Below are 24,688 nucleotides of genomic sequence, written 5' to 3' on the forward strand. Positions count from 1 at the left end.
CGACTTTTGTCCAAAATCCGCGGCGTGACGGTCACCGGGGATCGGTGACGAGATCAGGCGTTCTCCGCGAATCGCGGGAGATCAGCGGTGATTCCTAGGTCCAGACCCTCGGGCTCTCCAGGGACCCGATCCTCGCATCGCCGCTGTAGACCACCATCCGTGCCACGTACGTGTACAGCTCGTCGCGGTCTGCGTACAGGACCACATCCGAGTGCCTCCTGTTGCAGGGCTGGGGATCCGTCCAGGCGACCTCCTTCCCGCCCGTCGGCCTGAGCTCCACGATGCGCACCTCGTAGTAATCGCAGGCGGCAGGCAGGCCGGCGGTGTACGCGTCACCCCTGAAATAGCCGCCCGACACCGATACGCAGGGATAGGTGTTCTTGAAACCTTTCTGGTTGAACGCCTCCCGGCACCCGCCTCCGATGAACGTTCCTGCGGCCTGAGCGGGCAGGGCCAGGCTGGACATGGCGAGCAGCAGGACCATGCTCAAGACGGTCCGTGCGATGCGTCTCATCGATCTCCCCGTGAATTCAAGGTCGTCCAGGAACCGGCGTCTTCGATTCGGCGCGTTCCGACGACCTGCCTGTCACGACGGTCTCCGAGAAGATCGCGAATGTCAACGTCTTGACGATTAACCTCCCAATCACCTGGCAGTACATATGAGCCTCGATCCAAGATGCCAACGCCTTGCTCATGACCGATCGATCGACGTGCGGTGCTACGCGGATTAAGACCCTCCGTGGGAAAACAGGAGTGAGTCATGACCCGAGTGCTTGTTCTGACTGGCGATGCGGCGGAAGAGCTGGATTCCATGTATCCCGTCTTCCGGCTCCGTGAAGGGGGTCATGAGGCGATCGTGGCGGCCCCGCCCCGCGTGCGGTAAAGCTGGTGGTCCACGACTTCGAGCCCGGCTGGGACGCCTACGCCGAGAGGCCCGGCCATCAGCTGCCGGTGGATCTCGCGTTCGCCGACGTGCGCCCGAGGGCTACCAGGCGCTGGTGATCCCGGGCGGCCGCGCGCCGGAGTACATCCGCGCCGATCCCGACGTCGCCCGTATCGTGCCCTACTGCTTCGAGCGCGGCCTGCCGGTGGGCACGATCTGCCACGGCCCGCAGGTGCCGGCCGCGTTTGGCCTGCTACGCGACTGTCGATCATCATTGGCCCCCTTGGCCCCCTTGGCCCCCGGGACACGGGGGAGGCGTTTTAACAGCTCAACGGTTCTCAAGGTGGTTACGGATGACGTTCGGAGACGTGCCGATTGTGCGGTAACGCACACGACTGTGGCTCCGACCCAGGCACTCCCCTCAACGACGTGGATCGAACAACTATCCGACTCGGCTTGCGGGCCGGACTCCGACCCTGTCCCCCATGACCTGTGCCCAGACAAACAGCCTGCCTCCTGAGCCGCGAAAACACTGTCATCGTTTGATACGGTCTGCCGGCATCCGCCGATGCGGTCATGCCCACGATGCGCCCTGTCGTCGAGTTTCATTTCGCATCGGAGCAGTCCCAGCCTGGAACTGAAGCTCAGTCACCATCGTTCTGGTAGTAGAACTTCTGCGATTCGCAGAGGGTATTGGTTTCACAGCGAGACTCGACGAAGGAGGAGCTGTGGACTCCGGAACGATAGCGGCAATCAGCGCCACCGTTATCGCCACCGTGTCGCTCATCGTCTCGATCTATCAGTTAAGAGCGACTCGGCTACACAATCGTCACACACTCCGGCCACTCCTCCAGCTGAAAATTCTACTTTCCGGCGGACGTCCGGCAGGGCTCGCGCTGATCAATGCCGGTCTCGGACCGGCCATCATCAAAAATACTAAAGTTTGGCTCGACGATGAAATGATGGGTTCGTGGCACAGGACGACGGCACGCAAGATCCGATATCCCATCACTCCTCGTCCCAGAGCATCGACGCTGGTCGACGGCAGCGTCCTGCCAAGTGGCCAAATCGATTACCTGTTGGGCGTGGACGCCTACGACAAGGACGAACACACCCAGTTCAGAGAACTGATCGAACAGCGATTCGATCTAGAGATCCGCTATGAGTCGCTCTACGGCGGAGAAGATTTCATGGTTACCACCCGATCGGAAGGATGGCGCTCGGCCACAAACGCCACCGTAGAAGCGCCCGATCAGAGCCAGGGGGAAAAGCCGGCAAGCCCTCCGGCCATCAGCTCCTAGCCGGTATACATAGAGACCAGGCGCCCGCCCTCACCCGATGAAACCGACCGAAAGTACGCTCTGGGACGCCGTGCACCCTGTTTTCGACCGGTGCCGTCTGCGGGGGCCCCATGCCACGCGAAAATCTCCCCCGGGAACCGCGCCCCAAGAGTCCGGCCGGCCATCCCCGCCACCATCTCGCGCACGACGGACCCGCCACCGCCTCCCCGGATCGGGGCCCCGAATCATCGCGCTCGGCGTGCTGCGCGGGTTCACGCTGTGCGAGATCCTGCTCGCCGGCATCCAGCTGATAGCCAACCACGGCACCGCCGTCGTGACGCGGCCCATGGGCGACTGGGACCCCTGGCTCGGTGAGGCGCTCAGCTGGGATATCCCGGTCCAGCGTCTTCGTGGGCCGACACACTTGACCGACCATCCGCTTATCGGCTCCCGACAGTCGGAAAAGGGGCTCCGGAGATGACTCCGAAACCCCTGCCGACCAGCTAGAACCTGGTCGCGACGACAGGATTTGAAACTGCGGTCCCTTGACCCTCAGGCGAACCGGGAGGGGGCGGGACCATGCCCGATACCCGATTTCACCTGTGCATACAGTTCATAGTGATCCACCGGCGTCCACTGTCCAGGGTCGTCGTCACTCGGGAACATCACTCGGCGTTCTTTCGCCGGCCGGGAGCGAACCTTTTTGTCGGCGACTACTGCGATCATGCCGCTCACTTGATCAAAGGAGTGGCGATGACAGAGACCCCCGAAGAATTTCCCTGGCTCTCCGAACATGAGGTACTGGATGAAATCTACTGCGTGTCCTTCGTTCGCGATCTTTCCCCGGAGGAGGTCCTCCGTCGGTTCGGCGTGGACGAGAGCACCATGGAGGAGGTCACGTTCGACGAACTGGACGAACGCTCGGCGGAGAGCTTGATGGACGACGCGGCCGGTTACATCGGCGCCGTGAAGGTCGGTGACTGGACCCTGGTCATCGAACCCGGAGGATGGAAGCTCGCCGTCGACTCCGAGATCATGGCTCGGGTCTCGCGGGGAACCGAGGTCGTGTCGGTCTGCCGTCATGACTACGCCTCGGACACCTTCGCCCACATCGTCGACGGACAGCCGGTCGTCTGGTTCGACCCGATGCTTCCGGACGCGCGGTCAGGCAACGATCCAGACCGCTTCATCAAGGAGATGCGCGAAGTCGGCCTGGACCCCGACTACGACATCGACGGCGACGGTTCCCACATCGACTCCCCGATGGAGCGCTCGTTCGCCCTGGCGAGCAGGATCACCGCCCTTCCCTTCTCTCCGGAGATGTTGGAGTTGCGCTTCCTCGGCGCGGAACCCCTGGAAGACTGAGCGGCAGGTCCCCACGGGCCGCTGATCACCACGACGTTCAGGCTCGTCACCTGGAACGTGTGGGGCAGGTACGGTCCGTGGAAGCGTCGCGAGACCGCGATCCGCACCACCCTGGAGCGGCACGGCCCCGGCATGGTGAGGTGTTCCGCGCCCGCGTCGGGAAAGTGCGGGCGGCCATTCCGGCGGAAAAGCTGCTCGTGTTCAGGGGCGAGGACGGGTGGGAGCCGCTTTGTCAATACCTGGGCGCGCCGATTCCGGATATGCCATTTCCTCAGATGAGTGAACGGGCCGCGTTCCACCGGAAAAGACCACATCGGCAGTCGAAGCCAATCGTCCAGGGTCGATGAGATGTCACATGCCTGAAACATGGATCTTGCGAGGTAAATCGGTCGACGGTATTATGAGCGCATGGGAGCGCTCCCACTAAATGTGGAGACGTTTCGGCCCCGACTGCGCGCTGACGTACGGTGGGTCGAGTTCCCCGGGGGGGTTCATGTTCACGGGGATTACGGGGCGGCTACACTGCGCGGACCCCACGCGCTGGCCCTGCTGGAACGGCTGGCTCCACGCCTCGACGGGGCTCTGACCCTGGGCGAGCTGACCTCGGGCCTGCCCGAGGCCCAGCGCGACCTGGTCACCGGCCTGGTCGGACGGCTGGCCGACCTGTGGTTCGTCGTCGACGACACCGGGGCTCCGGCTCACGGGTTGTCCGCCGAGGAGCTGGAGACCTACGCGGCCGAGATCGCGTTCGCCGGGCACCCGGGGCGGTTCGCCCGGGTGCGGAACTCGGCGCTGCGCGTGACGGGGACCGGGGTGCTGGTCCCGGCGCTGGTCAAGTGTCTCCGGTCGGTGGGCTGGCGCGAGGTGGTGACCTCGGGCGGGGACGTTCTGGTGCAGGTCAGCACCTCTCGGGAGGAACTACTGGCCGATGCGCTCGCCTGCCCCGCCGACGTGGTGCTCGCGCAGGTGCTGATCTGCGACGACGAGGCCTGGCTGACCTCCGCGGGACCGCCCGGGGAGACCGACGCGGCCACCGGGTGGGGGCGGTTGTCCCTCCGCGAGGGGACGCGGGGCGACTGGTTGCGCGGCGCGGTTCCCCGCGTGCTGGCGTCCCAGGTGGCCCTGGGGGTCTTCTCGGCGGTGACGGGGCTCACGAAGGCGCGGCGCGCGTTCACACGCGTTGATCTGCGCAGCTTGGAAGGCACGATCCACCGTTTCGCGGGGCCGCGCCGGGACCCGGCGGAGGTGTCCGGAGCCACCCACCCGTCGCGGATGCCGGCGAGCGGCGGGGAGCGCGACGCCGGCGATGGGAGCCCGGTGCTTCCGGGTACGGCGGGGTTCGGCGGGCACGATGCTTCGAGCGATGCGGGCGCTCGGGACCGATTTTTCGCGCTCTGTCGTGATCTGGTGGATCCCCGGATGGGGGTGATCGCGGTTCTCGACGAGGGTGCCTATCCGCAGGGGCCGCTCTCCGTCGTGCGGGCGCTGGTCGGTGACCGCGAGGTCGTCGGGTGGGGCACGGATCACGACACGGCGCGGTTGCGGTGTCTGCTGGCGGTGTTCGCGGCGGACTCCGGCGACGGCTTCGTCGGTGCGGGGCTGACCTGGGAGGACGCCGTCTCCGCGGCCCACCGGCAGCGGCTCGAAGCCGGGGCGGCGCTGGTGGGGGCGGGGGGCGAGGTACCCGTGCCGCGGGACGGGCCGCTCTGGCGGCAGGTCGTGGCGTCCGGTGAGGTGCCGGTCGTGCGGGAGATCCCGGGGTCGGCGGTGTTGCGGTTCGAGGTGCCGGACCGCCCGCCGATCGTGTCGCTCGGGTTGCGCGACGGACTGGAGCGGGTGTTGCTGCGGGCGCAGACCGGCCTCGAACCGCCCGTGCGGTGGGCGAGCGAGGGACATCCGATCGGCGGAACCGCCGTCTCGTTGCCCGTTGACGGGCCGGCGTTCGTGGCGCGGGTGACGTCGTGATCGCCGACGTGGTGGGGTCGGGGCGGCTCTTCGAGGCGATCAGGGCGCGGGTGCGGCCGGGCGGGGTCACCGGGGTCGTCGTGGTCGCCAGCGACGCCGACGACATCGGGCGGCGGCGTTACGGGGTGCCGTGGTTGCCCGTGCACACCGAAGCAGGACATGTCGTGATCGGTCCCACCGCCTTCCCCGGCAAGCCGGGCTGTCCCACCTGTGTGGAGCGGCGGCGCGCCGGGAACCGGGAGCACTTCCAGGTACGTCTGCGCGACCGCCCCGCCCTCCTCACCTCCCTCGTGGCCGGGACGGTCGGCGAACTGGTGGCCGAAGAGGTAGAGAACCTGCTGGCCGACCCGTCGGCCGCGCTGACGAGCGGCGCGATGCTCCGGATGCCGGTCCGGACCGGCGCGCTGGAACGCCACCCGTTCCTGCCCGACCCGTTCTGCGAGGTCTGCGGCGACCGGCCGCCCGACGGGCCGCGCCCGTTCGTCCTCACGCCGCAGCCGAAGGTGTCGGGTTTCCGGGTCGCCACCCTCGACCTCGCCGACCTGGAACGCCGCTACGTCGACCCGGAGACGGGCGTCGTGCGCTCGTTGGCCGCCGACGCGCGGGACGGCGCGGTCGCCGTGGCGCGGCTGAACCCCGCGCGGGCCGCCCACGAGAGCCACCACGGGTTCGGGCGGTGCGAGGACGTGCCCGCCGCGAAGGCGACCGCCGTCGCCGAGGCGCTCGAACGGCTGGCCGGGTTCTCGCCGCGCGGGCGCAGGACCACCGTCAGGGCCGCGTTCGACGACATCGCCGACCAGGCGCTCGACCCGCGCCGCCTGGGGTTGTATCCCGACGACTGGTACGACCGGCCTGGTTTCTGGTTCACCCGGTTCGACCCGGCGCGGGAGACCGCCTGGGTCTGGGGCCACTCGTTCCAGCGGGGCGGGCCGGTGCTGGTGCCGGAGACGTTCGCCTACTTCGGTCCCCGGCCCGACCGGGGCTTCGCCTACGAGTGTTCCAACGGCTGCGCCCTCGGCGGGTCGCTCGCGGAGGCGATCCTCTACGGCCTGCTGGAGGTCGCCGAACGGGACGCCTTCCTGACCACCTGGTACGCCCGCCTCCCGCTCCCCCGGGTCGACCTGCGTTCGGCGCGCGACCGGCGCGTCCCGATGACCGCCCAGCGGATCGGCGACCGGCTCGGCTACGACGTCCACGCCCACGTGGTCACCCTCGAACAGGGATTGCCGGTCTTCTGGGTCACCGCCGTCGACCGGTCGGGGCGGTCGGACCGGCCGAAGGCGATGTGCGGCGGCGCCGCCCACCTCGACCCCGAACGGGCCCTGCGCCGGGCCCTGGACGAGCTGGGCCCGATGCTCGCCAATCACGTCGCCCGTTATGACGAGAGCGAGGCGGCCCGGCTGGTGGCCGACTCCGGCGAGGTGCGCCTGCTGGAGCACCACCCGATGGTGTACGGGCACCCGAAGGCGTACGAGCGGCTGGAATTCCTGTCGGGCGGCGCCGAGCTGACGGTCGGCGAGCTGCCGGAGTGGCCGGCCCACGACGACCTGGCCGACGACCTGCGTGACCTGGTGGCCCGGTTCCTGGCCAGCGGCATGGACGTGATCGCCGTCGACACCACCTCGCCCGAGGCGGCGGCGGGCGGATTCGCCTGCGCGAAGGTGATCGTGCCGGGGGCGGTGCCGATGACGTTCGGCCACCACCACCGGCGGGTGCACGGCCTCCCCCGGCTGCTGACGCGGGGCCGCGCGATCGGCTACCTCGACCGCGACCTCGCGGTGGACGATCTCAGCCCCTATCCGCACCCGTTCCCGTGAGGCGCGCGATGACGGACGCGGCAGCACGTTACGTGGCGGCGATGGCGGATCGCGGGCCGCTCGACATCCGGTGGGACCTGGCACCGCTCCGGCACAAACGCTATCCGTCGGCCGAATGGGTCGAACCACGGCACCCGCTGGGCGCGCTGCTCCGGGGCATGCTCGGCATCACCCGCGTGATCTGGCGGCACACGGACGCGGGCCCGATGGCGATCCCGGGCCGTCCGGCGCCCTCCGGGGGAGGGCTGTACCCCATCGAGGCCTATGTCGCCTGCCCGGACGGGCTGTTCCACTACGACCCGGTCCACGAGGTCCTGGAGGTGCTGCGCACGGGTGACCACGGCCCGGCGCGGATCTGCCTGACGGCGGTCTTCTGGCGTTCCATGTTCAAGTACGGCGACTACGCCTACCGCCTGATCTGCCAGGAGATCGGCGTCCTGCGCACCCAGGCGGAGGTGGTCGCCGCCACCCTGGGCCTGACCGTCACCCCCGGCGACGCCGACCACGCCCTCCTCGGTCTGGACGAATCCCGCGAATCCCCTCTGGCCGTCCTGCACCTGGAGCCGTACGAACGGGTCCTTCCGCCGGAGCCCGCCGATGCCCCGCGGAACTCCGGCGACCTGCCGCGGGAGGCCCGGCCTCTCCCCCTGCCGTTTCCTCCGGGCGCGGCCCGCGACCTGCACCGGGCCGCGGACGCCACCTCGCGGGCGAGGCGTCCGAGCCCACCGGCACGGGGCATCCGGATTCCGGCCGAAGTGGTGGACCTCCGCGACGGTCTGCGCGCACGCCACTCCCCCGTCGACGGTTTCCGCCCGGCGCCCGTCCCGCTGACGAAAATCGCCGCGATAGCCGGCCTCGCCGTCTGCCCCGACCTGGACCTCTACCTGCTGGCCCTGCGCGTCGACGGCCTCCCGAGGGCCGCCTACCACTACGACGGCGACCTCCGACGGGTCCGCGCCGCACCGCTGGAGGAACTGGGCTCGGCCCCCCTCGTGGCGAACACCCGGGAGGCCCTGAAGACGGCCGCCGCAGTGATCGTCCCCGTGGGCGACCCCCTGGCGGGCACCGCGCGCGACCACCGTGACCAGCTCGTGGAGACCGGCGCGTCGCTGCAGCGGGCGACGCTGGCCGCCGCCGCGCTGGGTCTCACCTCCCGCATCCACTCCGACGGCGCCGGCGAGGCGACGGACCGCGTCCTGGGCCTGACGGGCCCGGCGCGGAGCCTGTCGTCCCTGCTCGTCGGCGTCCCCAGGTCCCGGGGGCCAGACCTGGTCCTCCGGTTCCCCGATCCGCAGGAAGGAGGTCCGAAGGCACGTCCGCAACACACCGATCAGTGAAAGAGAAGGAGAAACGTCATGGACAAGCTCCCCCTTGACCTGTCCGGCCTGGAGGTCGAGGCGATCGACGTCCTGTCGGCCGACTCGATCGTGATGGAGGGCCACGGCGCCATCGAGACGGGCGCCTCGTCGGCGATGGGCTACTGCTCGTCGTACATGCAGGCGAACAGCTGCTGGGCGCCGGAGGCGTAGCAGGTCCCCGCCAAACGCCGAGGGCGCCCACGGCACGGGCGCCCTCGGCCACGGGATGAAGGAGTGTCCTTGTCGCGAACAGCTCAGCCCGCCGACCGAGATTACGTCGTGGCGCCCATCTTCGCCATCCGGGTGGCCGGGCTGCCCGCCGACGGGTTGCGGCAGTTGCGGTGCGAGCGCACGTGGAGGCTCGTCGACGAGCTGCTCGAGGTCGCCCGCACGCTGGCGGACGAGGGCCGGGCGATGTCCGGCCCCCTGCACGAGGTGATCGGCGCGGGTGTGTTCAAGCCGGTCCTGGTGGCGCTGCGCCGCGACCTCTTCCGGGGCCGCCGCCCGGACCGGCGGGCGACCGCGCCGCAGGTGCTCGCCGCCCTCCCCGAGGAGCTGCGGGTACGGGTCCTCGCCTGGATCGCCCTCAAGGACCACCACGACACGCTGGCAGCCGGCCTGCCCGCCGTCTACGAGGCCGAACGGCGGGAGAAGGCCGAGCTCCTGCGCGTGCTGGCCGAGGACGCGACCTTCCGCCGGGGGCTCCAGCTCGGCAGCCCGATCCTGGCCGCGCGCACGTCCCCGTCGCGCCAGGAGGCGGTCAAACTGGCCCGCTACCTGGCCCGCGCCACCATGAAGACCAGCCCCTACGCGACGTTCGCGTGGAGCGGTTTCGGCACCTGGACCGACGACGGCCCCATGGCCGCCCCGCCCGCCGACCTGACGTGGCGGGAGGTCGTCGACCTCGACCGCGCCGTGTTGCGCCCGCTCTGGGTGACGTTGTCGCGGCACGCGGAGGCCGCGGAGACGCGGGTGAACCCGACCGCGTTCGAGGAGGACGGCCGCATCTGGTTCCTCGGCCCGACCGCGACGGAACCGCTGCTCAGCGTGCCCGCGACCGAGCCGGTGAAAGCGGCGCTCGCGGAACCGGCCAGGGCGCTGGCCGACATCGGGCTGGTGGAGCTCGTGCCGCCGTACGGCGAACACGACGACGACCCGCTGACCAAGCTGGGCGTCGAGGAGGACGCGAAGGTGATCCGCGACCTGCTCGCCCCGAGGGAGATCCCGGAGCGGAACCTGTTCTGGCACAACGCCGTCATCCCCGGCGACGCGGGCCGGTGCGGCCGGGAGGCGTGGCGCCCGGCGCTCGACGACCTGAACCGGCTGCGGAAGGGGCTGGCCCTGTTCGACGGCGACCTCCCGGTGAAACTGGCCGCCGCCGACTTCTTCCTGCGCCGGTACGGCCCCGGCGCCGCCGTCCCCGTCATGAGCTTCTACCGCGCCGTCCACAGTGCCCCGGGCCCGCTGCGCGACCTGGTCCGCGATCCCTTCGCGACCGGTCCCGGCCACGCGGACCTGCGCGAACGTTTCCTGCGGACCGGCGAGCCCCCCGACGACGACCGGTTCCGCGCCCCGGGTTCGATCTGCGTCTACGCCCAGGCGCTCCCGGAGGGCCGCCTGGTCGTCAACACCGTCACCGCCGGTTACGGGAAGGGGCTGTCCCGTCTCCACCACCAGCTGCGCCGGATCGGCCACGCCCCGGACGCGTCGGCGCTGCGGGCCCCGCAACGCGACACCAGGATCGCCGAGGTCGCGGGCGCCCTCGGCAGCGGCCTGAACCTCCGCACCACCACGGCCGATGTGACGATCGACTACCCGTACACCACGGGTGGAGGTCTGCACCCCTCGGCGTTGACGGTGCGGCTCGACGGTTCCCGGCTGGCGTTGTGGGCCGACGGCGGGAAGGTGCGCCCGATGCACCTGGGCATGACCGCCCAGCACTGGTTGCCGCCGTGGTTGCAGTTCCTGGTCAGGGTCTTCGGCGAACCGTCGGTCGCGATGGTGCCCGGCTGGGTGTCGCGCCCCGGCCCGGTGCCGCCGCGCGGCCGGATCGACCACCTGCCCCGCCTCGACCTGGGCATGGTCACGCTGGCCCGCGAGTGCTGGCGGCTGCGCGCCGCCGACTTCCCCTCGGGCGGCCCGCCCGCGCTGGCGTCGTGGTTGCGCGACCACGGCATGCCGCGGCGTTTCTTCGCCCGGGTCCTGGACCTGCGCGACGGCCTGCTCGCGGGCCTGCTCGGCAAACACCGCAAGCCCATGTACGTCGACGTCACCGACCCCTTCCTGCTCGCCGGCCTGCGCCACGCGGCCGGGAACCCCGACGCCCTGATGGTCGTCGAGGAGACCCTGCCCACCCCCGAGGACGCCCCCGTCTACCCCGGCGGCCCGCGCGTCACCGAGTACGTCATCCAGGTGAGCGCCCCGTGACCCCCTGGCAGAGCGCCCACCTGTTCCACACCGGCGACCTCGACGACCTGATCCGCGACGTCGTCACCCCGCTGGCCCGGTCGGCGACGGCCTGCTTCTACCTGCGCTACTGGGAGTCGGGCCCCCACGTGCGGCTGCGCCTGAAAGGGGTACCCCGCGACGAGATCAGTGCCCGGGCCGCCCGGTGGTTCGCCGACCACCCGTCGCCCGCCGTCGACGCCCCGGCCTACCGGCGGCTGGCGGCCGTGCTCGCGAAAGGGGAACGCCGCGAGAGTTACGACCCGGTCCTCCACCCGGCCGGCAGCGTGGTGTTCATCCCGTATGAGCCGGAAGAGCGCGTCTATGGAAACATGCCCGCCGTCGAACGACATTTCGGCATCTCCAGCTCCCTCGCGCTCGACGTCCTCCACGGCGCGCCCGCGATGGAACGCAGGACCGCCGTCGGTCTCGCCGTGCTCACGCTGACGATGGCCGCCTGCCAGCCCGACCTCGCCGAAGCGGCCCGCCGCCTGCCCCCGCACGACCCCGGCGACCTCCCGGCCGCGCTGGTCACCCAGACCGAACATCTCTGGCGCCTGAAGGACGGCCCCGGCCTGCTCGGCACCTGGGCCGCCTCGATCAACGACCTGGCCGCGAGCATCCCGGCGACGACCGGCGACGCGGGCTCAGCCCACGCCCACCTGGCCGTCATCGGCGACGACGCGCAACGGGCCCGCGTGCTGCTGCGCTGCGCCCACCTGTTCCACAACCGGATCGGCCTGCGCCCCGGCCCGGAATCGCACATCTCGACTCTCGCGGCCCGCGCGCTGGCCGCGCTGCGGAGGTGACCGTCATGTGGCACAGCGTCCACGTCTTCTACCACGAGCCGGACAAGGACCCTCTGCTCCTCGACGCCGTCCGGCCCCTGCTGGCCGACATCCACGACCACGTCGAGGCGGCGTACGTGGTGCGCCACTGGCGGCAGGGCCCCCACCTGCGCATCAACGTGAAGACCGACCGGCGGACGTGGGAGGAGGTGGTGCGCCCCCGCGTCGACGCGGTCGTCGGCGGATGGTTGCGCGACCACCCGTCGACGTACGTGGTGGACCAGGCCGAGAGCCTGGCGCGGCACCGCCTCATGGCCGCGCGCGAGCAGGAACACGGCCCGCTCACCCCGTGGCCCGCCGACAACTCGATCGTCGAGTTCCCGTTCGACGACCGCCGCCACGTCCTGGGCGGCGACGAGGGCGTCGACCTGCTCACCGCGTTCTACAGCGACAGCACGCCGCTCCTGTTCGCGATGCTCGACCACTGCCGCGACGGCCGCGACACCAAGTCGGACCTGGCCATGGCCCTGCTCCTGACGGTCGCGCACACCTCCCACCCGATCGAGCGCAGCTACCTGTCGTTCCGGGTGCACGCCGAGGGCTACCTCACGTGGTCCAAGGACCCCGGGGCCGCCCGGCGCTCCTTCGACGAGGTGTACGGCTCCCGCCGCGCCCTGCTCACCCAACGGGTCAGGCAGGTCGTGGACACCATCGACGCGGACGGAAACAGCCCGTTCGTCCGGGAGTGGGCGGCGCTCGTGGAGACCTACCGCGCGAGGGCCGACCGCGTGGTGCACCTGCTGCCGACCATGGACGACACCCCGGCCGAGACGAGGGGCGAACTGCACACCCTGATGTTCGGCACCCCCGGCTACCGCCGCGACATGTTCACCCGCCCCGACTTCCTGCGCTACCGGGTGGTGCTCAACTACACCTACCTGCACCTGACGAGGCTCGGACTGACCCCGCTCGACCGCTTCCGCACCTGCCACCTGCTCGCGAACGCGGTCGAGGAGGTCTACGGCGTCTCCGGCCTGGAGTCGATGCGCCGCTACGCCTCCGGCTAGTGGGAGGGATCACCAGTCAGCTGCCTTCGTGCGGCTGGCCTCGATCCGCCGCCCCGTGACGATGTCGGTGGCCAGGGTGCGCATCACCCGGCCCCGGCCGCCCTTGTCAGGCCCGCCCTCACCACGGGCATCCAGGCCATAGACAAGATCTTCTGGACACCTTGGGAATGCGGCACAGCCTCGTCTCGCTGCTGTCCGACTCCGGCGTCCCCTGGAGAACATCGCGCGCCTCGTCGACCACAGTGGAACCGCCGTGACGGAGGCGGTCTACCGGAAGCAGATCCGCCCGATGCTCCTCGGCGGGGCGGAGGCGATGGACCGGATCTTCACGTGACGGGAGCCGTAGGCACACCCAGAACCAAGAAAGGGCGCCTCCCTTTCGGGTGACACACTTGCCGACCAGCTAAAACCTGGTCGGGACGACAGGATTTGAACCTGCGACCCCTTGACCCCCAGTAGCCCGGTGGCCCAGCGGCATGCTCACGCACGTTTGTCCAGGTCGCGACCAGCATAAGTCAGCCGAGTTCAGGAGTCGTGCCGGCGGTCTTACCTGGGTGCTCAGTGCGGGCCGCCGCTCAGGGTCAGTCCGCCGCGTACAAACGATCCAAGTCGACGAGCCGGACGCCGAGGTCCGTGGCCGCCACGGACCGAAGGTCGTCGGCGAAGCCGCCGCCGCTGAACAGCAGCAGCCGGCATCGGTCGGCCCGGACACCGTCCCGGACACGCGACAGGCTACGGACATGCGCCAAGCGTCGCAGGTGGCCGGTCCCGACCGTATCGTGCCACTTGGCCTCGCAGATCGCGAGGAGTTCCTCGCGGCCCTGCTCGTCGCGGCCGAAGACCGCCACGTCCACCTCGTGCTGAGTACGCGCGGCGGAGTCGTTGACAACCCCGGCCGCGACCCGGGTCGGAAAACCACCAAGAACGTCCGGCTCGGCTTCCCAGCGAGCCCAGTCGCGGCAGATCGTCTCGAAGTGCGGGCCAACGACCTTACTCAGAAACGTGCGCTGCAGCCGAGGCCAAACCTGCCGCGACCGGCCCGCACGCTCCAGATCGCCACAGGCCGGCCGCATCACGGCGTGCTCGCGCGCGTACTTCACACCGCCATCACAAGGCCGAAGATCACGTCAGCGCTCCGCGCCGCTTCCGCAGCCGACGCGGCGGCGGTTGGCAGGTCATGGGACTTACGCCGGTGATCCTCTCGGGTGGCGTCGGGCGAAGTCCCAGACGATGGCGCTGGCGTCCGGGCCGGCGCGATCGGTGAAGAGGCCGTCGCCGGCAGGGCCCGGCCAGACGTGCCCCATATCGTGGACGAGGTACGACTCGACGACAGACGTGCCGTCCGGCGTGATGATGGTGGTGTGCGTGTACGCATTCCTGCCCGGTTCCGCAGGCACCGTCGTCGTCTCTTCGACCAGGTCCAAACTCTCGTTGGGCAGACCATCGTCAATGAGGTCACCCACCGCGGTCCAGTGCTCGACGAGGCGAGTGGCGACGATTGGTGGGACGACGTCATCCTCCTCGCCCTGGATGACGAGCAGCGGCACCTGCCGCGCCCGGTCGCCCATCTGGGACCACGCCTGACGTGCGGTGTAGTCCGGCGGTGTGGCGCCGGGGTCGTTCGGGTCCACCTGGTTCAGCCCATACTCGCCACCGGCGACCGACGTCGCGGTCGCGAAGACGTCGGGGTAGGTCGCCGCGAGGATGACGGCGGCCCCCGCACCGGACGACGCGCCGGCGACGTGCACGTGGTCCGGATCCGCGTTGTACTCCTCGACCACCTGCCGAGCCACGCCTGCGAGCAGCGCGGGTTCTCCGTCGTAACGGTGCTGTTCCCGCGGATCAGCCGAGTTCCAGCAGTTGATCGCGCTGCGGAACATGCGCTGCGTCGGATAGACAACGATGAAGCCCTCGCGGTCGGCCAGGTCGTCGAACTGCGTCGTGAACTTCATCGAGTTCCAGCCGTACCCGGACATCCCGCACCCGTGAATCGCCATGATCACCGGCAACCGGGTGGTGCCGTCGTACTGTGGCGGTAGGTGGACCTGGTAACGCTGAGAGCCGACGTCGCTTTCGTACTTGTGATTGCGGTCTCCCTCCCCCATCCACCATGGCAGGCCAAACTGGAAGACCGCAGCACCGACACCGACCACGACCACGAGCACCAGCACGACGCAGGAGGCGATCCAGGGCCATCGCCGCCGCCGAAGCCGGTCGGACCGCAGCTGATCGGACTCGAGCGCCTGGCCCAGTGCAGTCATTGAGTGCTCCTTTCGTCTTGACACCAGGCTCCCGCCACCGCCGGCACCTTCGCGTCGGTATGAGCCCCTTAGCTGTCACAGTCAGCGCGCTGCCGCCTGCTCGAAGCCGGTCTCGACCCGCGGGCATCCGGATCATCAGTCCGTTCACATGGAGAACGGGGCATTGCGGAGGGGTATCAGGAATAGAGACGATCCGCGCCGGCACATCTGCCTACTCCGACACCGACAGACTCTCGCCGTCGAGCACCTGCTCGCCCCGGCAGAGGCCGGACGCAGCGGGGTGTTCTGAGGTTCGGCGGGTCGCCAGCGCGTCAGATGGGCGTGTGAAAGGTGCCGTCAGTGGCGAGCTCAAGCAGCAGGCGACGAGCGGTGGCGATGCTCGCGTCGTTCTCTTCCCCGTACACGGCGGCAACGACGACGCCCTCGGCGGCTCGGCGCACGATCTGGATGCGCTCGAGGCTCAACCCATCGACGGCGAACTGCTCGCTCCACCACGCACTGTGTTCTTCCGTGACCGCCGCAACGCCGGGAATCGCGTGCAGACCACCCCAGATCGCCGCTGACGTGAAGTCGTGCGCAGTTCCGGCATCCGAACGTCCCGCGCAGAGTGCGCGAACGTAGGCACGGAGCATCTTGCCGGGGTGGTTCTCTGACAGGTCGAGGTGGCTGAGGACCGTCTGCCTGAAATGTTCCTGAACGTCTTGCACCACGGCGATCACAAGCTGGTCCCGACTACCGAAGTGGTGAATCAAGCCGCTCTTCGACACACCGGCGACCGAGGCAACCTGATCCAGCGTGACAGCGGCACCTTTCGCCAGAATCACCTGAGTGGCCGCATCGAGCACGGCCCGCCGCGTGCGCTCAGTGTTCCGCGTCCGTCGCCCCTCAGCCACACCAGACCACCCGCCGCACATCGACATCATTACTGACCGAGCGTTCTACAGTACGGCACGAGCGTACGGCCCCATGGTGGCGGGGAGCTCCGAATCAAGGTACGAGTTCGTGCTCGTGTTCTGCGGCGAGATCCTTGTTCGCAGCCGCACCTCGGAGCGTGACAAGGGCCCAGATCGCTGTGAGGACCATGATCCCGGCGCCGGCTATGCCGGTGACGATGATCGCTTCGGTGAAGGCGAACTCGGCGATCTCGAGGATGGACGACCCGTCATCGCCACCGACCTCGGCCGCTACCAGCAGTGCCTCTGCCATCGTCGAGGACGCCCGTTCGGCAATCGACCTGGGTAGATCGAGCGCATCGGTTCCGGCGGTGACCACCCTGGTGTACCAGGCGACGAGTATCCCGCCCAGTACGGCTGTCCCCAATGTCGTGCCGATCTCGTAAGCGGTCTCCGAGGTCGCGGCGGCCTGTCCTGCACGCTCAGGCTTGACGGAGCTCATGATGATGTCGTTGCTCAAGGCAAGTCCCATGCCCGCGCCCAGCGAGACCAGGGCGAGAGACGCTGCGATCAAGGCGGGGCTCGATGTCGGCGACAGGAAGTTGATCAGCCCGAAGCCAATAGCGGCGATCAGGAGTCCGGCGGTGATGACGTAGGCGGGGAGGAGGCGCTTGACCACCACTGCCGCGACGAATGCGGCGGTAGCGGCGAAGATCGCCTGGGGAATGAGCCAGATGGACGCCTGGATCGGGTTGAGGCCGAGTACAAGCTGGAGGTACTGGATGAGCGCTACCAGCGCGCCGACCATCGCGAAGATCGACAGCAGATCCGCGATGACGGCGCCTCGGAAGTAGCGCACCTTGAACAGCCTGACATCGAGGAGCGGAGCGGGAAGCATCAGTTGCCGGTGGACGAACAGGGTGATTGCGGTCAAGCCGACGACGAGAGCAGCGACCCCGAGAGCGATTTCCTTGCCGCCGGTGAGGGTCTTGATGGCGTAGACCACGCCGATCATGCCCACGAAAGAGAGCACGACACTGAGGATGTCGATCTTGTGCAGCTCGGGGTTGCGACTCTCCGGCAGCAGCAACGGGCCAAGGACGAGCAGCAGCAGCATGACGGGGATGTTCATCAAGAACGCGACCTGCCAGCTGAATGTCTCAATGACCCAGCCGCCGACAATCGGCCCGACCGCCGCGCCGACCGAAGCCATCGCCGCCCACGCGGCCATCGCGTAGCGGCGCTGCTGACGGTCGAGGAACATGTTGCGCACCAGTGACAGCGTCGAGGGCATCATGATCGCACCGCCCACGCCCAGAAGCGCACGGGCGCCGATCAGCATCCACGGCGATGTCGCCAGCGCGCCGGCCACGGACGCGGTCGCGAAGACGACCGCGCCGATGAGCAGGTTGCGGCGCCGACCGAAGCGATCGCCCACGGTGCTCATCGCCACGAGCAGACCGGCGAGCACGAGTGAATAGATGTCGATCATCCACAGTTGCTCGACACCTGTGGGGCTCAACTCAGCGGAGATCGCGGGCAGACCCAGGATCAGGACGGTGCCATCGATCGTAATCAACAGCAGGGGCAGGACCAGTACGGCAAGACCGATCCAGCTCCTGGCGGTCGCCTTGGGGGCTGCGTCATTCATGAAAGTTCCTGATCAGGAGGTCGGGTGGGCTGCCGCCGCAGCTTACAGTCCAGTTGGTCGGTTGCACAACACGTCCATATGGTTGTACCGTCTGATCGTTCGAATAGCTGAGGTGTGGTTGCCTGACGCGTCCCATCACATGGCCGCGGGTCCACGCTGGGGCTACCCCACGCCGATCACCTCGGCACCCCTCGTCGCCGGTCGTTGTCGTGTTGTCAGGCTCGCAGCAGTGACGGCGCCTTGGCGTCGGCGGAAGCCCCTGAGTCCTTCGCCGGTCGCCACGGTGCCGCGATCTGGACCATCGCCGCCCGACACAAGCCGGATCAGCGATCGACCACCGGCGCGCCTACGCGCTTACGCCACGCGAATGCAGTCCGCATCGGCGATAATTGCCTAAGTTATATGTTCCTTTGAGAACCAGCTCTGGCGGCTGTGGTTCGCATCGGCGATAATTACCTAAGCTATAAGTCTTTCTGCGGTGCCGACGGACTCAGGTGAGAACGAACTGGCGAACCTTCTGGGCCGGCGCGCAGAGCGCGTCGCCGTCGAACACCTACTCGCCCAGGCACAGACCGGACGCAGCGGGGCATTCGTGGTGCGCGGGGAAGCGGGCATCGGAAAGACCGCGATCCTGGAGCATGCCCGCGAGACCGCGGCTCCCTTGGGGTTCCGGGTCGAGCACTCGGTCGGAGCGGAGTCCGAGACCCAGTTCGCATTCGCCGGTCTGCATCAGCTGTGCGCGCCACTGCTTGACCACACGACTGCGCTACCCGAACCACAGCAGGCTGCCCTCGGCGTAGCGTTCGGCTTACGCGCCGAACCTGCACCGGACCGGTTCCTGGTCGGGCTGGCCACCCTCAACCTGCTGGCCGAGATCGCCGAGGAACAGCCGCTGCTGTGCCTCGTCGACGACGCCCAATGGCTGGACGAGGTCTCCGCGCAAGTCCTGGCGTTCGTGGCACGCCGGGTCGCGGCCGAACGGATCGCCCTACTCTTCGCGCTACGTGACGCTGGCGATGGCCCCGTCGACGTGTTCGCCGGACTGCCGGAAATGCGCCTGGACGGGCTCGGCGGCACCGATGCCGAAGCGCTGCTGGCGACCGCGGTCCGCACCCCGCTGGACGACGAGGTCCGTAACCGGATCGTCGCCGAGGCACGCGGCAACCCGCTGGCGCTGCTGGAGCTCCCCCGCAGCGCGCCGCCGACACAGCTGGCCGGCGGGTTCGAGCTGCCCGACACCCTCAGTGTCCCGCACCGCGTCGAGGACGAATTCCGGCGCCGCTCCGGCAGCCTGCCCCCCGAGACCCAGCTGCTACTGCTGGTCGCCGCCGCCGAGCCAACCGGCGACGTGGCGCTGCTGTGGCGCGCCGCCGAGCAGCTGGGCATCGCCCGCGAGGCGGCCGCACCCGCAGAAGCCACCGGACTACTCGAGATCGAACTCCGAGTGCGGTTCTGTCATCCGTTGGCGCGTTCGGCGGTCTACCGGGCCGCCACGACACCCGACCACCGCCGCGTCCACGGCGCGCTGGCCGCCGCCACCGACCCGCAGACCGACCCGGACCGGCGCGCCTGGCACCGCGCACAATCGGTCTTGGGCACCGACGAGGACGCTGCTGCCGAACTTGAACAATCAGCCGACCGGGCGCGGGCCCGCGGCGGGCTGGCCGCCGCAGCCGCGTTCCTACAGCGGGCCACCGAGCTGACTCCTGAGCCCGCCGTCCGTGCGGGCCGGGCACTGAAAGCCGCGTACGTCATGCACGAAGCCGGTGCGTCAGAAGGCGCGCTGGAACTGCTCATGGCGGCACCGGTCGGGTCGCTGGTTCCCCTGCAACGTGCGCGGCTCGACTTGCTGCGAGCCCAGATCGCGTTCCACCTGACCCGTGGCACCGAGGTGCCGGGCATGCTGATGGATGCCGCCAAGGCACTCGCCCCGTTGGACGCCGCGCTGTCCCGCGAAACCTACCTACATGCGCTGGATGCGGCCATCATCAACGGTGGGGGCGACGCGGTGCGCACCGCCGAGGCGGCCCTGGCCGCCCCCGCACCCGAGGTGCCGCCGCGACCGGTAGACCTGCTCCTCGATGGGCTGGCGACGACCCTGACAAGGGGATATTCGGCAGGAGCGCCCGGGCTGCGGCTCGCGCTGGCAGCGTTCCGCGACGGCCCGCACGTGGAATCTGGGCAATCCAGCCAGAGCGACCGTTGGCTGTGGCTGGCCGGCCGTAACGCCGTGGCGGTCCTCGACGACGAACTGCTCTACGTGCTGGCCAGCCGCAACGTCCAGCTCGCTCGTGAAGTCGGCGCGCTGGCCGCGCTCCCCGCCGCACTGAACTTCCTGTCCATCACGTCGGTCCTGCTGGGCGATCTCGCCCACGCAAGCGAGCTGGCCGCCGAGGCCACAGTGATCACACAGGCGACCGGGGGCGTGCCGTTGTGCCACGCTCACGTCATTCTGCACGCCTGGCGTGGTGACCAGGCCGAGACCACCGCGCTCAACACCATCATTGCCCAGGAGGACAGCTACCCCGACGGGGGTACGGATGTCGCCTTGGCCCAGTACGCGGTGGCAGTACTTCACAACGGGTTGGGCAACTATTCGGTCGCGCAGGAAGCGGCGGAGAGAGCGTGCAGGTCCGCCGAACTGTCGATCAGCAGCACGGGCCTGCCCGAGCTCATCGAGGCTTCCGTCCGTGCCGGCGAACCGGCACGAGCGGCGCTCGCGCTGGAGCAGTTCAGCTCACGCGCGGATGCGTGCGGCACCTCATGGGCGCTCGGCCTGGCCGCGCGCTCACGAGCGCTGACCAGCACGGGGCCTGATGCCGAGAAGCACTACCGCGAGGCGATCGAACGGCTCGATAAGTCCCGGATGGCCGGCGACACGGCTCGTGCTCACCTCGTCTACGGCGAGTGGCTGCGCCGCGAAGGCCGCCGCCAGGACGCGCGCAAGAGCCTCCGCACCGCCCACCAACTGCTGTCGGACATGGGTGCAGAAGCGTTCGCCGAGCGAGCCGCCCGCGAGCTGCGCGCCACCGGTGAGCACCCGCGCAAACGCACCACCCAGCCGGCCCACGCCCTCACCACCCACGAGCTGCACATCGCCCGATTGGTCGCCACCGGGGCAACCTCCCGGGAGATCGGCGCACAGTTGTTCCTGAGCCCGCGCACGATCGAAGCCCACCTGCGCAGCATCTTCCGTAAGCTCGGCATCACCTCCCGCAGGCAGCTCAAGGAACTGCCGCTGCGCTGACCGGCCGGGCACACCACGGCCAGAAGCCCGGGAAGGCCGGGCAGCCAGGCGTCGGTGCTCGATCTACCAGCCGCATTAGGCTGCTTTGACAGCGTCGGCCGGGCTCATACGACTTGCCAGGACGGTGCGATCGGTCGGGATCTCCGTAGCTTCCACCGACGCGGACCGTCGCCACGGGTGCGAGCCTGGTGACACGACGATGACCGACGGCGATTCGGATCGCACGACCTCATCCCGAAATGACCTGGAACTATGCGACACCATGTCGCACAACCGATTTGGTCACTGAGTCGCCCTTGGGCCAGACCAGGAGAGGACGACCATGCCTACCACCAGCCACACGATCGGCATCGCCGCGCCCGCGGATCGCGTGTGGGCGATCCTCGCCGACACTGCTGCGTACCCGGAATGGCACCCATTCATCACGAAGCTTGACGGCAGCCTGACCCGGGGATCCCGGCTGGCGGTGACCATCGCTCTTCCCGGGGCTAAGCCGCGCCGCTTCACTCCCACCGTCACCGCCGTCGAGCCCGAGCGGCGGCTCGTGTGGCTCGGCCGTTTGCTCATCCCGGGCATCTTCGACGGCGCGCACTCCTTCGACATCGAACCGCTCGCTCCCGAATCGACCCGGTTCGCCCAGTCCGAACGCTTCTCCGGGTTGCTCGTGATGATGCTGCGCGGCGTGTTGCGCTCGACCGAGTCAGGCTTCGCGGCAATGAATACGGCCCTCGCCGCGCGGGCAGAGGCATGACGGCCGTGTACGCGGCCCAGCGTCCGGAGTGGCTCCAGGCAGTGGCTCGCCGACCTCGATCGGCCCCGCGAGGCTGATCGAGGAGTGCTTCCAGACCGCCCAGACCGAGGTCGACCCGGAACGCCACCAGGTCCGCCGATACGATGCCTGCTACCCGGACGCGACTCTCCTTCGGTGCGGCCACGCCTATTCCGCCGTCACCGTCGCGCAGGCGAGAAGGGGGCAGCGGATCCGATGACGGCCGCATTCCCCTCACCCTCGGCGAGGTCCGCCGTCTCCTGGCACATCTGATCACCACTACCTGCCCCTTCGACCAGGTCCATCGATGGTCACGATGGCGACGTCGGCACCAACACCGCGCCAGAACAGCCCGCTAGCGGCGAAGACATCGACTTCACCAGGTTGGGAGGGTCGGGAGCCGGCGCGGTGGCGTTGATCGGCTGTAGGGCATGGAGCCGCTGGTGACCGTACGGTTTCCCGTGGGGTTGTTCTTCTCCGTGGCCGTGGCGCGATATCTGCTCCGTTTCCGGCTCCCGCCCGTCAAACCGTGCATGCGGTTCTACCGCACACGGCTTACCTACGCCGCCTCTCTCCCACCTACGGGGTGTCAGATCATCGGGTTACCGGTGACGGTCGCCTCGGGGGAGGTGAGGTCCTGAATAACATCCCAGTGTTCGACGATACGGCCATTGTCGAGCCGGAAGATGTCAACGATGACGACTGGGTTCGGTGCCCAGCCATGGACGATGCTGTGGGTGAACACGAGGTCGCCCTGTGCGGCGATCCGCTTCGGCTCCCATGGGAAGCCCTCCAGACCCGGCACGACGGCGCGCAGCGTGTCCAGACCGTTGGCCATCTGAGGACTGTGCTGGACGTAAGGCTCAGACCAGTACCGGTCGAGCGCCGTGACGTCCTTCTCGGCGAAGAGTTCTCGCATGGCGGTCAGTACGATTTCGGTGTTGCGTTGAGCCTGGTCAGTCGCCGTGTTCGCGTCCATGGTCATGCCTCCTCGATAGTCCCGACAAAGTTGTAGAGAGTGCCGCCGACAGTCACGTTGGAATACAGCGTCGCGTTGGCGAAGTCCTCGACGTGGGTGACGGTGGCACCGCTGGCCTCCGTCCACGAATTCAAGTAGACGCCGTCGCGGATCTTCCTCAGGTCGAGCTTCACGGTCTCCGCGTGACCGTCGGGCGCAAGCCCACCGCCGCTCTCGACGACGAAGCTGCCCTGTGTCTGCGAATCGAAGGTGAACCGGACCTTCAGTTCACCCAGGTTGAACCGGTAGCTTCTGCCGATCACCTGCTCAGTCATGACGTCCTTCCTTCTTCAGCCGGTCTGGGTGCACTATGCGGACCACCTGCTCGCCCCTTGCCTCATTCTGGGATCGACAGGCCGGGTGTCGGGTCAGCCGAACGGTGTCTGACCGCAAGGCCCCGCCGCGCCGTCCACGAGTTCGTACTGCTGCTCATACCGACTCTCCATCGCTGCCGTACCTTGCGGTTCAGTCGCTGACTCTGCTGCGAGACTGGTACACCAGGTCCTGGTACTAGGGGTGCCGGGCGATCCACCCCGCGAAGAATGGGCAGGACCAGCAGGCGCGCGGCGCGGGCCTCGTCGAGACCGGCGCGGGCAAGGGCCGCCCCAACTCCCCTGCCCTCGTACTCCGGCGAGACCTCGGTGTGTACGAACGCGATGAGTTCCGTGGTGCGGATGTACTGCGCGATACCCGCAACCTCGGACTCTCCCTCGACCCGAGCTTCGTACTGTTTGGCTTCGGGGACACCCTTCACATTCACTACCATGTGTCCTCCATCAGATTTCATCTCCGATACGGGTTGATCAGCCCCCGTACGGTCGGCCACCACCTGACCAGCGTCTATCCCACGCTGGGCATCACCTCTCCTGCCGAGTTGGCCAGGATCGACTTCGGGGGAGAGCTGCGGCTCAGCTAGACCGCCGGGGTGCGGTGCCACCGGCGTGGGTTGTCCTCCAGCGCGGAGCGGTCCCAGTGCCCGAGGTCCGCGGCGGCTTCGTAGGTGGTGCGGAGGAACTCGGCGACCGCGCGGTCGGGGTCCGGTGCGGCGCGGGCGGCCTCGTAGGGCAGCAGGAACTGCTGGTACTCGGTGCTGAAGTACGCGCCTTCGGGGCTGACCTGCTGCTCGGCGAACCCGTCGGGTTCGGGGTAGGCGTACGAGTAGAAGGCGCCTTCCTCACCGCCGCCGGGCCAGAACCCGCAGCTGGACAGCTCGCGGGAGTAGCCCTCGACCATGACCCAGTCCCCGCAGTTGGGCACGCCCCCGGGGTGCGGCGGGGCCGACCGGCCGGAGAAGCGGGTGCAGGCGAGGTCCATCCCGCCCCAGAAGAAGTGCACCGGACTGACCTTGCCCACGAAGTGCGACCGGAACTCGCCGATCACCCGGTTCGCCTGCAGCAGCTGTCGCCAGAACAGGACGGCCGCCTCGCCGTCGTAGGAGGCGTGGTGGTGGTCCTCGGCGAACGGGATCGCCGGGTCGACCTCGTTGGGGTGCGGCCGGATCGGTGCCTCGATCCCGAGCTCGTCGAGCATGGCCATGACCCGCGAGTAGAACTCGGCGACCGGCATCGGCCGGAGCGGGAGGCTCTGCGCGCCGCCGTTGCTGGTGCGAACGTCGAGCCGATGGCCGATGAAGTCGAACTCGATCTCGAAGGCTCCCGTGCCGTACGGGATGGCGGACGTCGTCAACCCGCGCGGGCTCACGTACAGGGTCACCTGCCACCAGTGATTGACCAACGGGGCGTGCGCCATGCGGATCTTGCCCACGATCTGGGTCCACATGTGCAGGGTGTCGCGGGTGGCGGTCCAGTCCGAGACCCGCAGGCTCGGCCAGCTCATCGTTGCCGGGATCGTCATCGCTACTCACATCCTTGGCGCTGTCAC

At 68.8% G+C, this 24,688-nt stretch carries 23 protein-coding genes; 14 read left to right on the top strand and 9 right to left on the bottom strand.

Going from position 1 to position 24,688, the window contains the following annotated elements:
* Positions 1-94: 94 nt before the first annotated feature.
* Positions 95-514 carry a hypothetical protein gene (locus ACTOQ1_RS22620; RefSeq protein WP_440070008.1) on the bottom strand — a complete coding sequence of 140 codons (420 nt, stop codon included), beginning with the start codon at positions 512-514 and terminating at the stop codon, positions 95-97.
* Between the two features lie 484 nt (positions 515-998).
* On the opposite strand from ACTOQ1_RS22620, the gene ACTOQ1_RS22625 reads away from it, so the two are divergent.
* The 12 genes from ACTOQ1_RS22625 to ACTOQ1_RS22680 all read left to right on the top strand — a co-directional run bounded on the left by ACTOQ1_RS22625 (position 999) and on the right by ACTOQ1_RS22680 (position 12,968).
* Positions 999-1,403, top strand: coding sequence for a DJ-1/PfpI family protein (locus ACTOQ1_RS22625; RefSeq protein WP_440070009.1), 405 nt, complete (start codon positions 999-1,001; stop codon positions 1,401-1,403).
* A 208-nt stretch (positions 1,404-1,611) separates the two neighbouring features.
* Positions 1,612-2,184 carry a hypothetical protein gene (locus ACTOQ1_RS22630; RefSeq protein ID WP_440070010.1) on the top strand — a complete coding sequence of 191 codons (573 nt, stop codon included), beginning with the start codon at positions 1,612-1,614 and terminating at the stop codon, positions 2,182-2,184.
* 238 nt (positions 2,185-2,422) lie between these two features.
* On the top strand, positions 2,423-2,644 hold the full coding sequence (locus ACTOQ1_RS22635; protein WP_440070011.1) for a hypothetical protein: 222 nt from the start codon (positions 2,423-2,425) through the stop codon (positions 2,642-2,644).
* A 98-nt stretch (positions 2,645-2,742) separates the two neighbouring features.
* Positions 2,743-3,528, top strand: a complete 786-nt coding sequence (locus ACTOQ1_RS22640) for a DUF6461 domain-containing protein (RefSeq protein ID WP_440070012.1) — start codon at positions 2,743-2,745, stop codon at positions 3,526-3,528.
* A gap of 164 nt (positions 3,529-3,692) precedes the next feature.
* Positions 3,693-3,875 (top strand): sulfotransferase, encoded by a 183-nt coding sequence (locus ACTOQ1_RS22645; RefSeq protein WP_440070053.1) that lies wholly within the window; start codon positions 3,693-3,695, stop codon positions 3,873-3,875.
* A gap of 82 nt (positions 3,876-3,957) precedes the next feature.
* Positions 3,958-5,493, top strand: a complete 1,536-nt coding sequence (locus ACTOQ1_RS22650) for a hypothetical protein (protein WP_440070013.1) — start codon at positions 3,958-3,960, stop codon at positions 5,491-5,493.
* Entirely contained in the window at positions 5,490-7,310 is a 1,821-nt protein-coding gene (locus ACTOQ1_RS22655) for a TOMM precursor leader peptide-binding protein (RefSeq protein ID WP_440070014.1), read from the top strand. The genes ACTOQ1_RS22650 and ACTOQ1_RS22655 overlap by 4 nt, the downstream gene beginning before the upstream one ends.
* A gap of 8 nt (positions 7,311-7,318) precedes the next feature.
* Entirely contained in the window at positions 7,319-8,647 is a 1,329-nt protein-coding gene (locus tag ACTOQ1_RS22660) for a hypothetical protein (RefSeq protein WP_440070015.1), read from the top strand.
* An 18-nt stretch (positions 8,648-8,665) separates the two neighbouring features.
* A complete protein-coding gene (locus tag ACTOQ1_RS22665) occupies positions 8,666-8,839 on the top strand; it encodes a hypothetical protein (protein WP_156046007.1) in 174 nt (57 codons plus the stop codon).
* 69 nt (positions 8,840-8,908) lie between these two features.
* Positions 8,909-11,095, top strand: coding sequence for a hypothetical protein (locus tag ACTOQ1_RS22670; RefSeq protein WP_440070016.1), 2,187 nt, complete (start codon positions 8,909-8,911; stop codon positions 11,093-11,095).
* On the top strand, positions 11,092-11,922 hold the full coding sequence (locus tag ACTOQ1_RS22675; protein ID WP_440070017.1) for a lantibiotic dehydratase C-terminal domain-containing protein: 831 nt from the start codon (positions 11,092-11,094) through the stop codon (positions 11,920-11,922). Before ACTOQ1_RS22670 ends, ACTOQ1_RS22675 begins: the two co-directional genes overlap by 4 nt.
* Positions 11,923-11,927: 5 nt before the next feature.
* Positions 11,928-12,968, top strand: coding sequence for a thiopeptide maturation pyridine synthase (locus ACTOQ1_RS22680; RefSeq protein ID WP_440070018.1), 1,041 nt, complete (start codon positions 11,928-11,930; stop codon positions 12,966-12,968).
* A 581-nt stretch (positions 12,969-13,549) separates the two neighbouring features.
* On the opposite strand, the gene ACTOQ1_RS22685 is transcribed toward ACTOQ1_RS22680, so the two are convergent.
* The 4 genes from ACTOQ1_RS22685 to ACTOQ1_RS22700 all read right to left on the bottom strand — a co-directional run bounded on the left by ACTOQ1_RS22685 (position 13,550) and on the right by ACTOQ1_RS22700 (position 17,773).
* A complete protein-coding gene (locus ACTOQ1_RS22685) occupies positions 13,550-14,068 on the bottom strand; it encodes a hypothetical protein (protein ID WP_440070019.1) in 519 nt (172 codons plus the stop codon).
* An 84-nt stretch (positions 14,069-14,152) separates the two neighbouring features.
* Positions 14,153-15,229, bottom strand: coding sequence for an extracellular catalytic domain type 1 short-chain-length polyhydroxyalkanoate depolymerase (locus tag ACTOQ1_RS22690; RefSeq protein WP_440070020.1), 1,077 nt, complete (start codon positions 15,227-15,229; stop codon positions 14,153-14,155).
* Positions 15,230-15,540: 311 nt separating this feature from the next.
* Positions 15,541-16,074, bottom strand: a complete 534-nt coding sequence (locus tag ACTOQ1_RS22695) for a TetR/AcrR family transcriptional regulator (RefSeq protein ID WP_440070021.1) — start codon at positions 16,072-16,074, stop codon at positions 15,541-15,543.
* Positions 16,075-16,216: 142 nt separating this feature from the next.
* Complete coding sequence (locus tag ACTOQ1_RS22700) at positions 16,217-17,773, bottom strand: MFS transporter (protein ID WP_440070022.1); 1,557 nt, start codon at positions 17,771-17,773, stop codon at positions 16,217-16,219.
* Positions 17,774-18,251: 478 nt separating this feature from the next.
* Here ACTOQ1_RS22700 and ACTOQ1_RS22705 point away from each other — a divergent pair, with 478 nt between their 5' ends.
* Positions 18,252-21,020: an AAA family ATPase gene (locus ACTOQ1_RS22705; protein ID WP_440070023.1), complete on the top strand. Its 2,769-nt coding sequence runs from the start codon at positions 18,252-18,254 to the stop codon at positions 21,018-21,020.
* 322 nt (positions 21,021-21,342) lie between these two features.
* Positions 21,343-21,771 carry an SRPBCC family protein gene (locus tag ACTOQ1_RS22710; RefSeq protein WP_440070024.1) on the top strand — a complete coding sequence of 143 codons (429 nt, stop codon included), beginning with the start codon at positions 21,343-21,345 and terminating at the stop codon, positions 21,769-21,771.
* Between the two features lie 607 nt (positions 21,772-22,378).
* Here ACTOQ1_RS22710 and ACTOQ1_RS22715 read toward each other — a convergent pair.
* From ACTOQ1_RS22715 to ACTOQ1_RS22730, 4 genes are all read right to left on the bottom strand, one after another.
* On the bottom strand, positions 22,379-22,768 hold the full coding sequence (locus ACTOQ1_RS22715) for a nuclear transport factor 2 family protein (RefSeq protein ID WP_440070025.1): 390 nt from the start codon (positions 22,766-22,768) through the stop codon (positions 22,379-22,381).
* 2 nt (positions 22,769-22,770) lie between these two features.
* Positions 22,771-23,082, bottom strand: coding sequence for a MoaF-related domain-containing protein (locus tag ACTOQ1_RS22720; RefSeq protein WP_440070026.1), 312 nt, complete (start codon positions 23,080-23,082; stop codon positions 22,771-22,773).
* Positions 23,083-23,144: 62 nt separating this feature from the next.
* Complete coding sequence (locus ACTOQ1_RS22725; protein ID WP_440070027.1) at positions 23,145-23,594, bottom strand: GNAT family N-acetyltransferase; 450 nt, start codon at positions 23,592-23,594, stop codon at positions 23,145-23,147.
* A 125-nt stretch (positions 23,595-23,719) separates the two neighbouring features.
* Positions 23,720-24,661 carry a DUF5996 family protein gene (locus tag ACTOQ1_RS22730; protein ID WP_440070028.1) on the bottom strand — a complete coding sequence of 314 codons (942 nt, stop codon included), beginning with the start codon at positions 24,659-24,661 and terminating at the stop codon, positions 23,720-23,722.
* Positions 24,662-24,688 lie beyond the last annotated feature (27 nt).

Source organism: Streptosporangium sp. OZ121 (genome assembly GCF_051918885.1).
Classification (GTDB): domain Bacteria; phylum Actinomycetota; class Actinomycetes; order Streptosporangiales; family Streptosporangiaceae; genus Streptosporangium.

Bases quoted from the DNA above. Each gene is read 5' to 3' on its own strand.
- ACTOQ1_RS22620 (WP_440070008.1), bottom strand. From the start codon at position 514: ATGAGACGCATCGCACGGACCGTCTTGAGCATGGTCCTGCTGCTCGCC.
- ACTOQ1_RS22640 (WP_440070012.1), top strand. From the start codon at position 2,743: ATGCCCGATACCCGATTTCACCTGTGCATACAGTTCATAGTGATCCAC.
- ACTOQ1_RS22660 (WP_440070015.1), top strand. From the start codon at position 7,319: ATGACGGACGCGGCAGCACGTTACGTGGCGGCGATGGCGGATCGCGGG.
- ACTOQ1_RS22665 (WP_156046007.1), top strand. From the start codon at position 8,666: ATGGACAAGCTCCCCCTTGACCTGTCCGGCCTGGAGGTCGAGGCGATC.
- ACTOQ1_RS22680 (WP_440070018.1), top strand. From the start codon at position 11,928: ATGTGGCACAGCGTCCACGTCTTCTACCACGAGCCGGACAAGGACCCT.
- ACTOQ1_RS22690 (WP_440070020.1), bottom strand. From the start codon at position 15,229: ATGACTGCACTGGGCCAGGCGCTCGAGTCCGATCAGCTGCGGTCCGAC.
- ACTOQ1_RS22700 (WP_440070022.1), bottom strand. From the start codon at position 17,773: ATGAATGACGCAGCCCCCAAGGCGACCGCCAGGAGCTGGATCGGTCTT.
- ACTOQ1_RS22710 (WP_440070024.1), top strand. From the start codon at position 21,343: ATGCCTACCACCAGCCACACGATCGGCATCGCCGCGCCCGCGGATCGC.
- ACTOQ1_RS22715 (WP_440070025.1), bottom strand. From the start codon at position 22,768: ATGGACGCGAACACGGCGACTGACCAGGCTCAACGCAACACCGAAATC.
- ACTOQ1_RS22720 (WP_440070026.1), bottom strand. From the start codon at position 23,082: ATGACTGAGCAGGTGATCGGCAGAAGCTACCGGTTCAACCTGGGTGAA.
- ACTOQ1_RS22725 (WP_440070027.1), bottom strand. From the start codon at position 23,594: ATGAAATCTGATGGAGGACACATGGTAGTGAATGTGAAGGGTGTCCCC.
- ACTOQ1_RS22730 (WP_440070028.1), bottom strand. From the start codon at position 24,661: ATGACGATCCCGGCAACGATGAGCTGGCCGAGCCTGCGGGTCTCGGAC.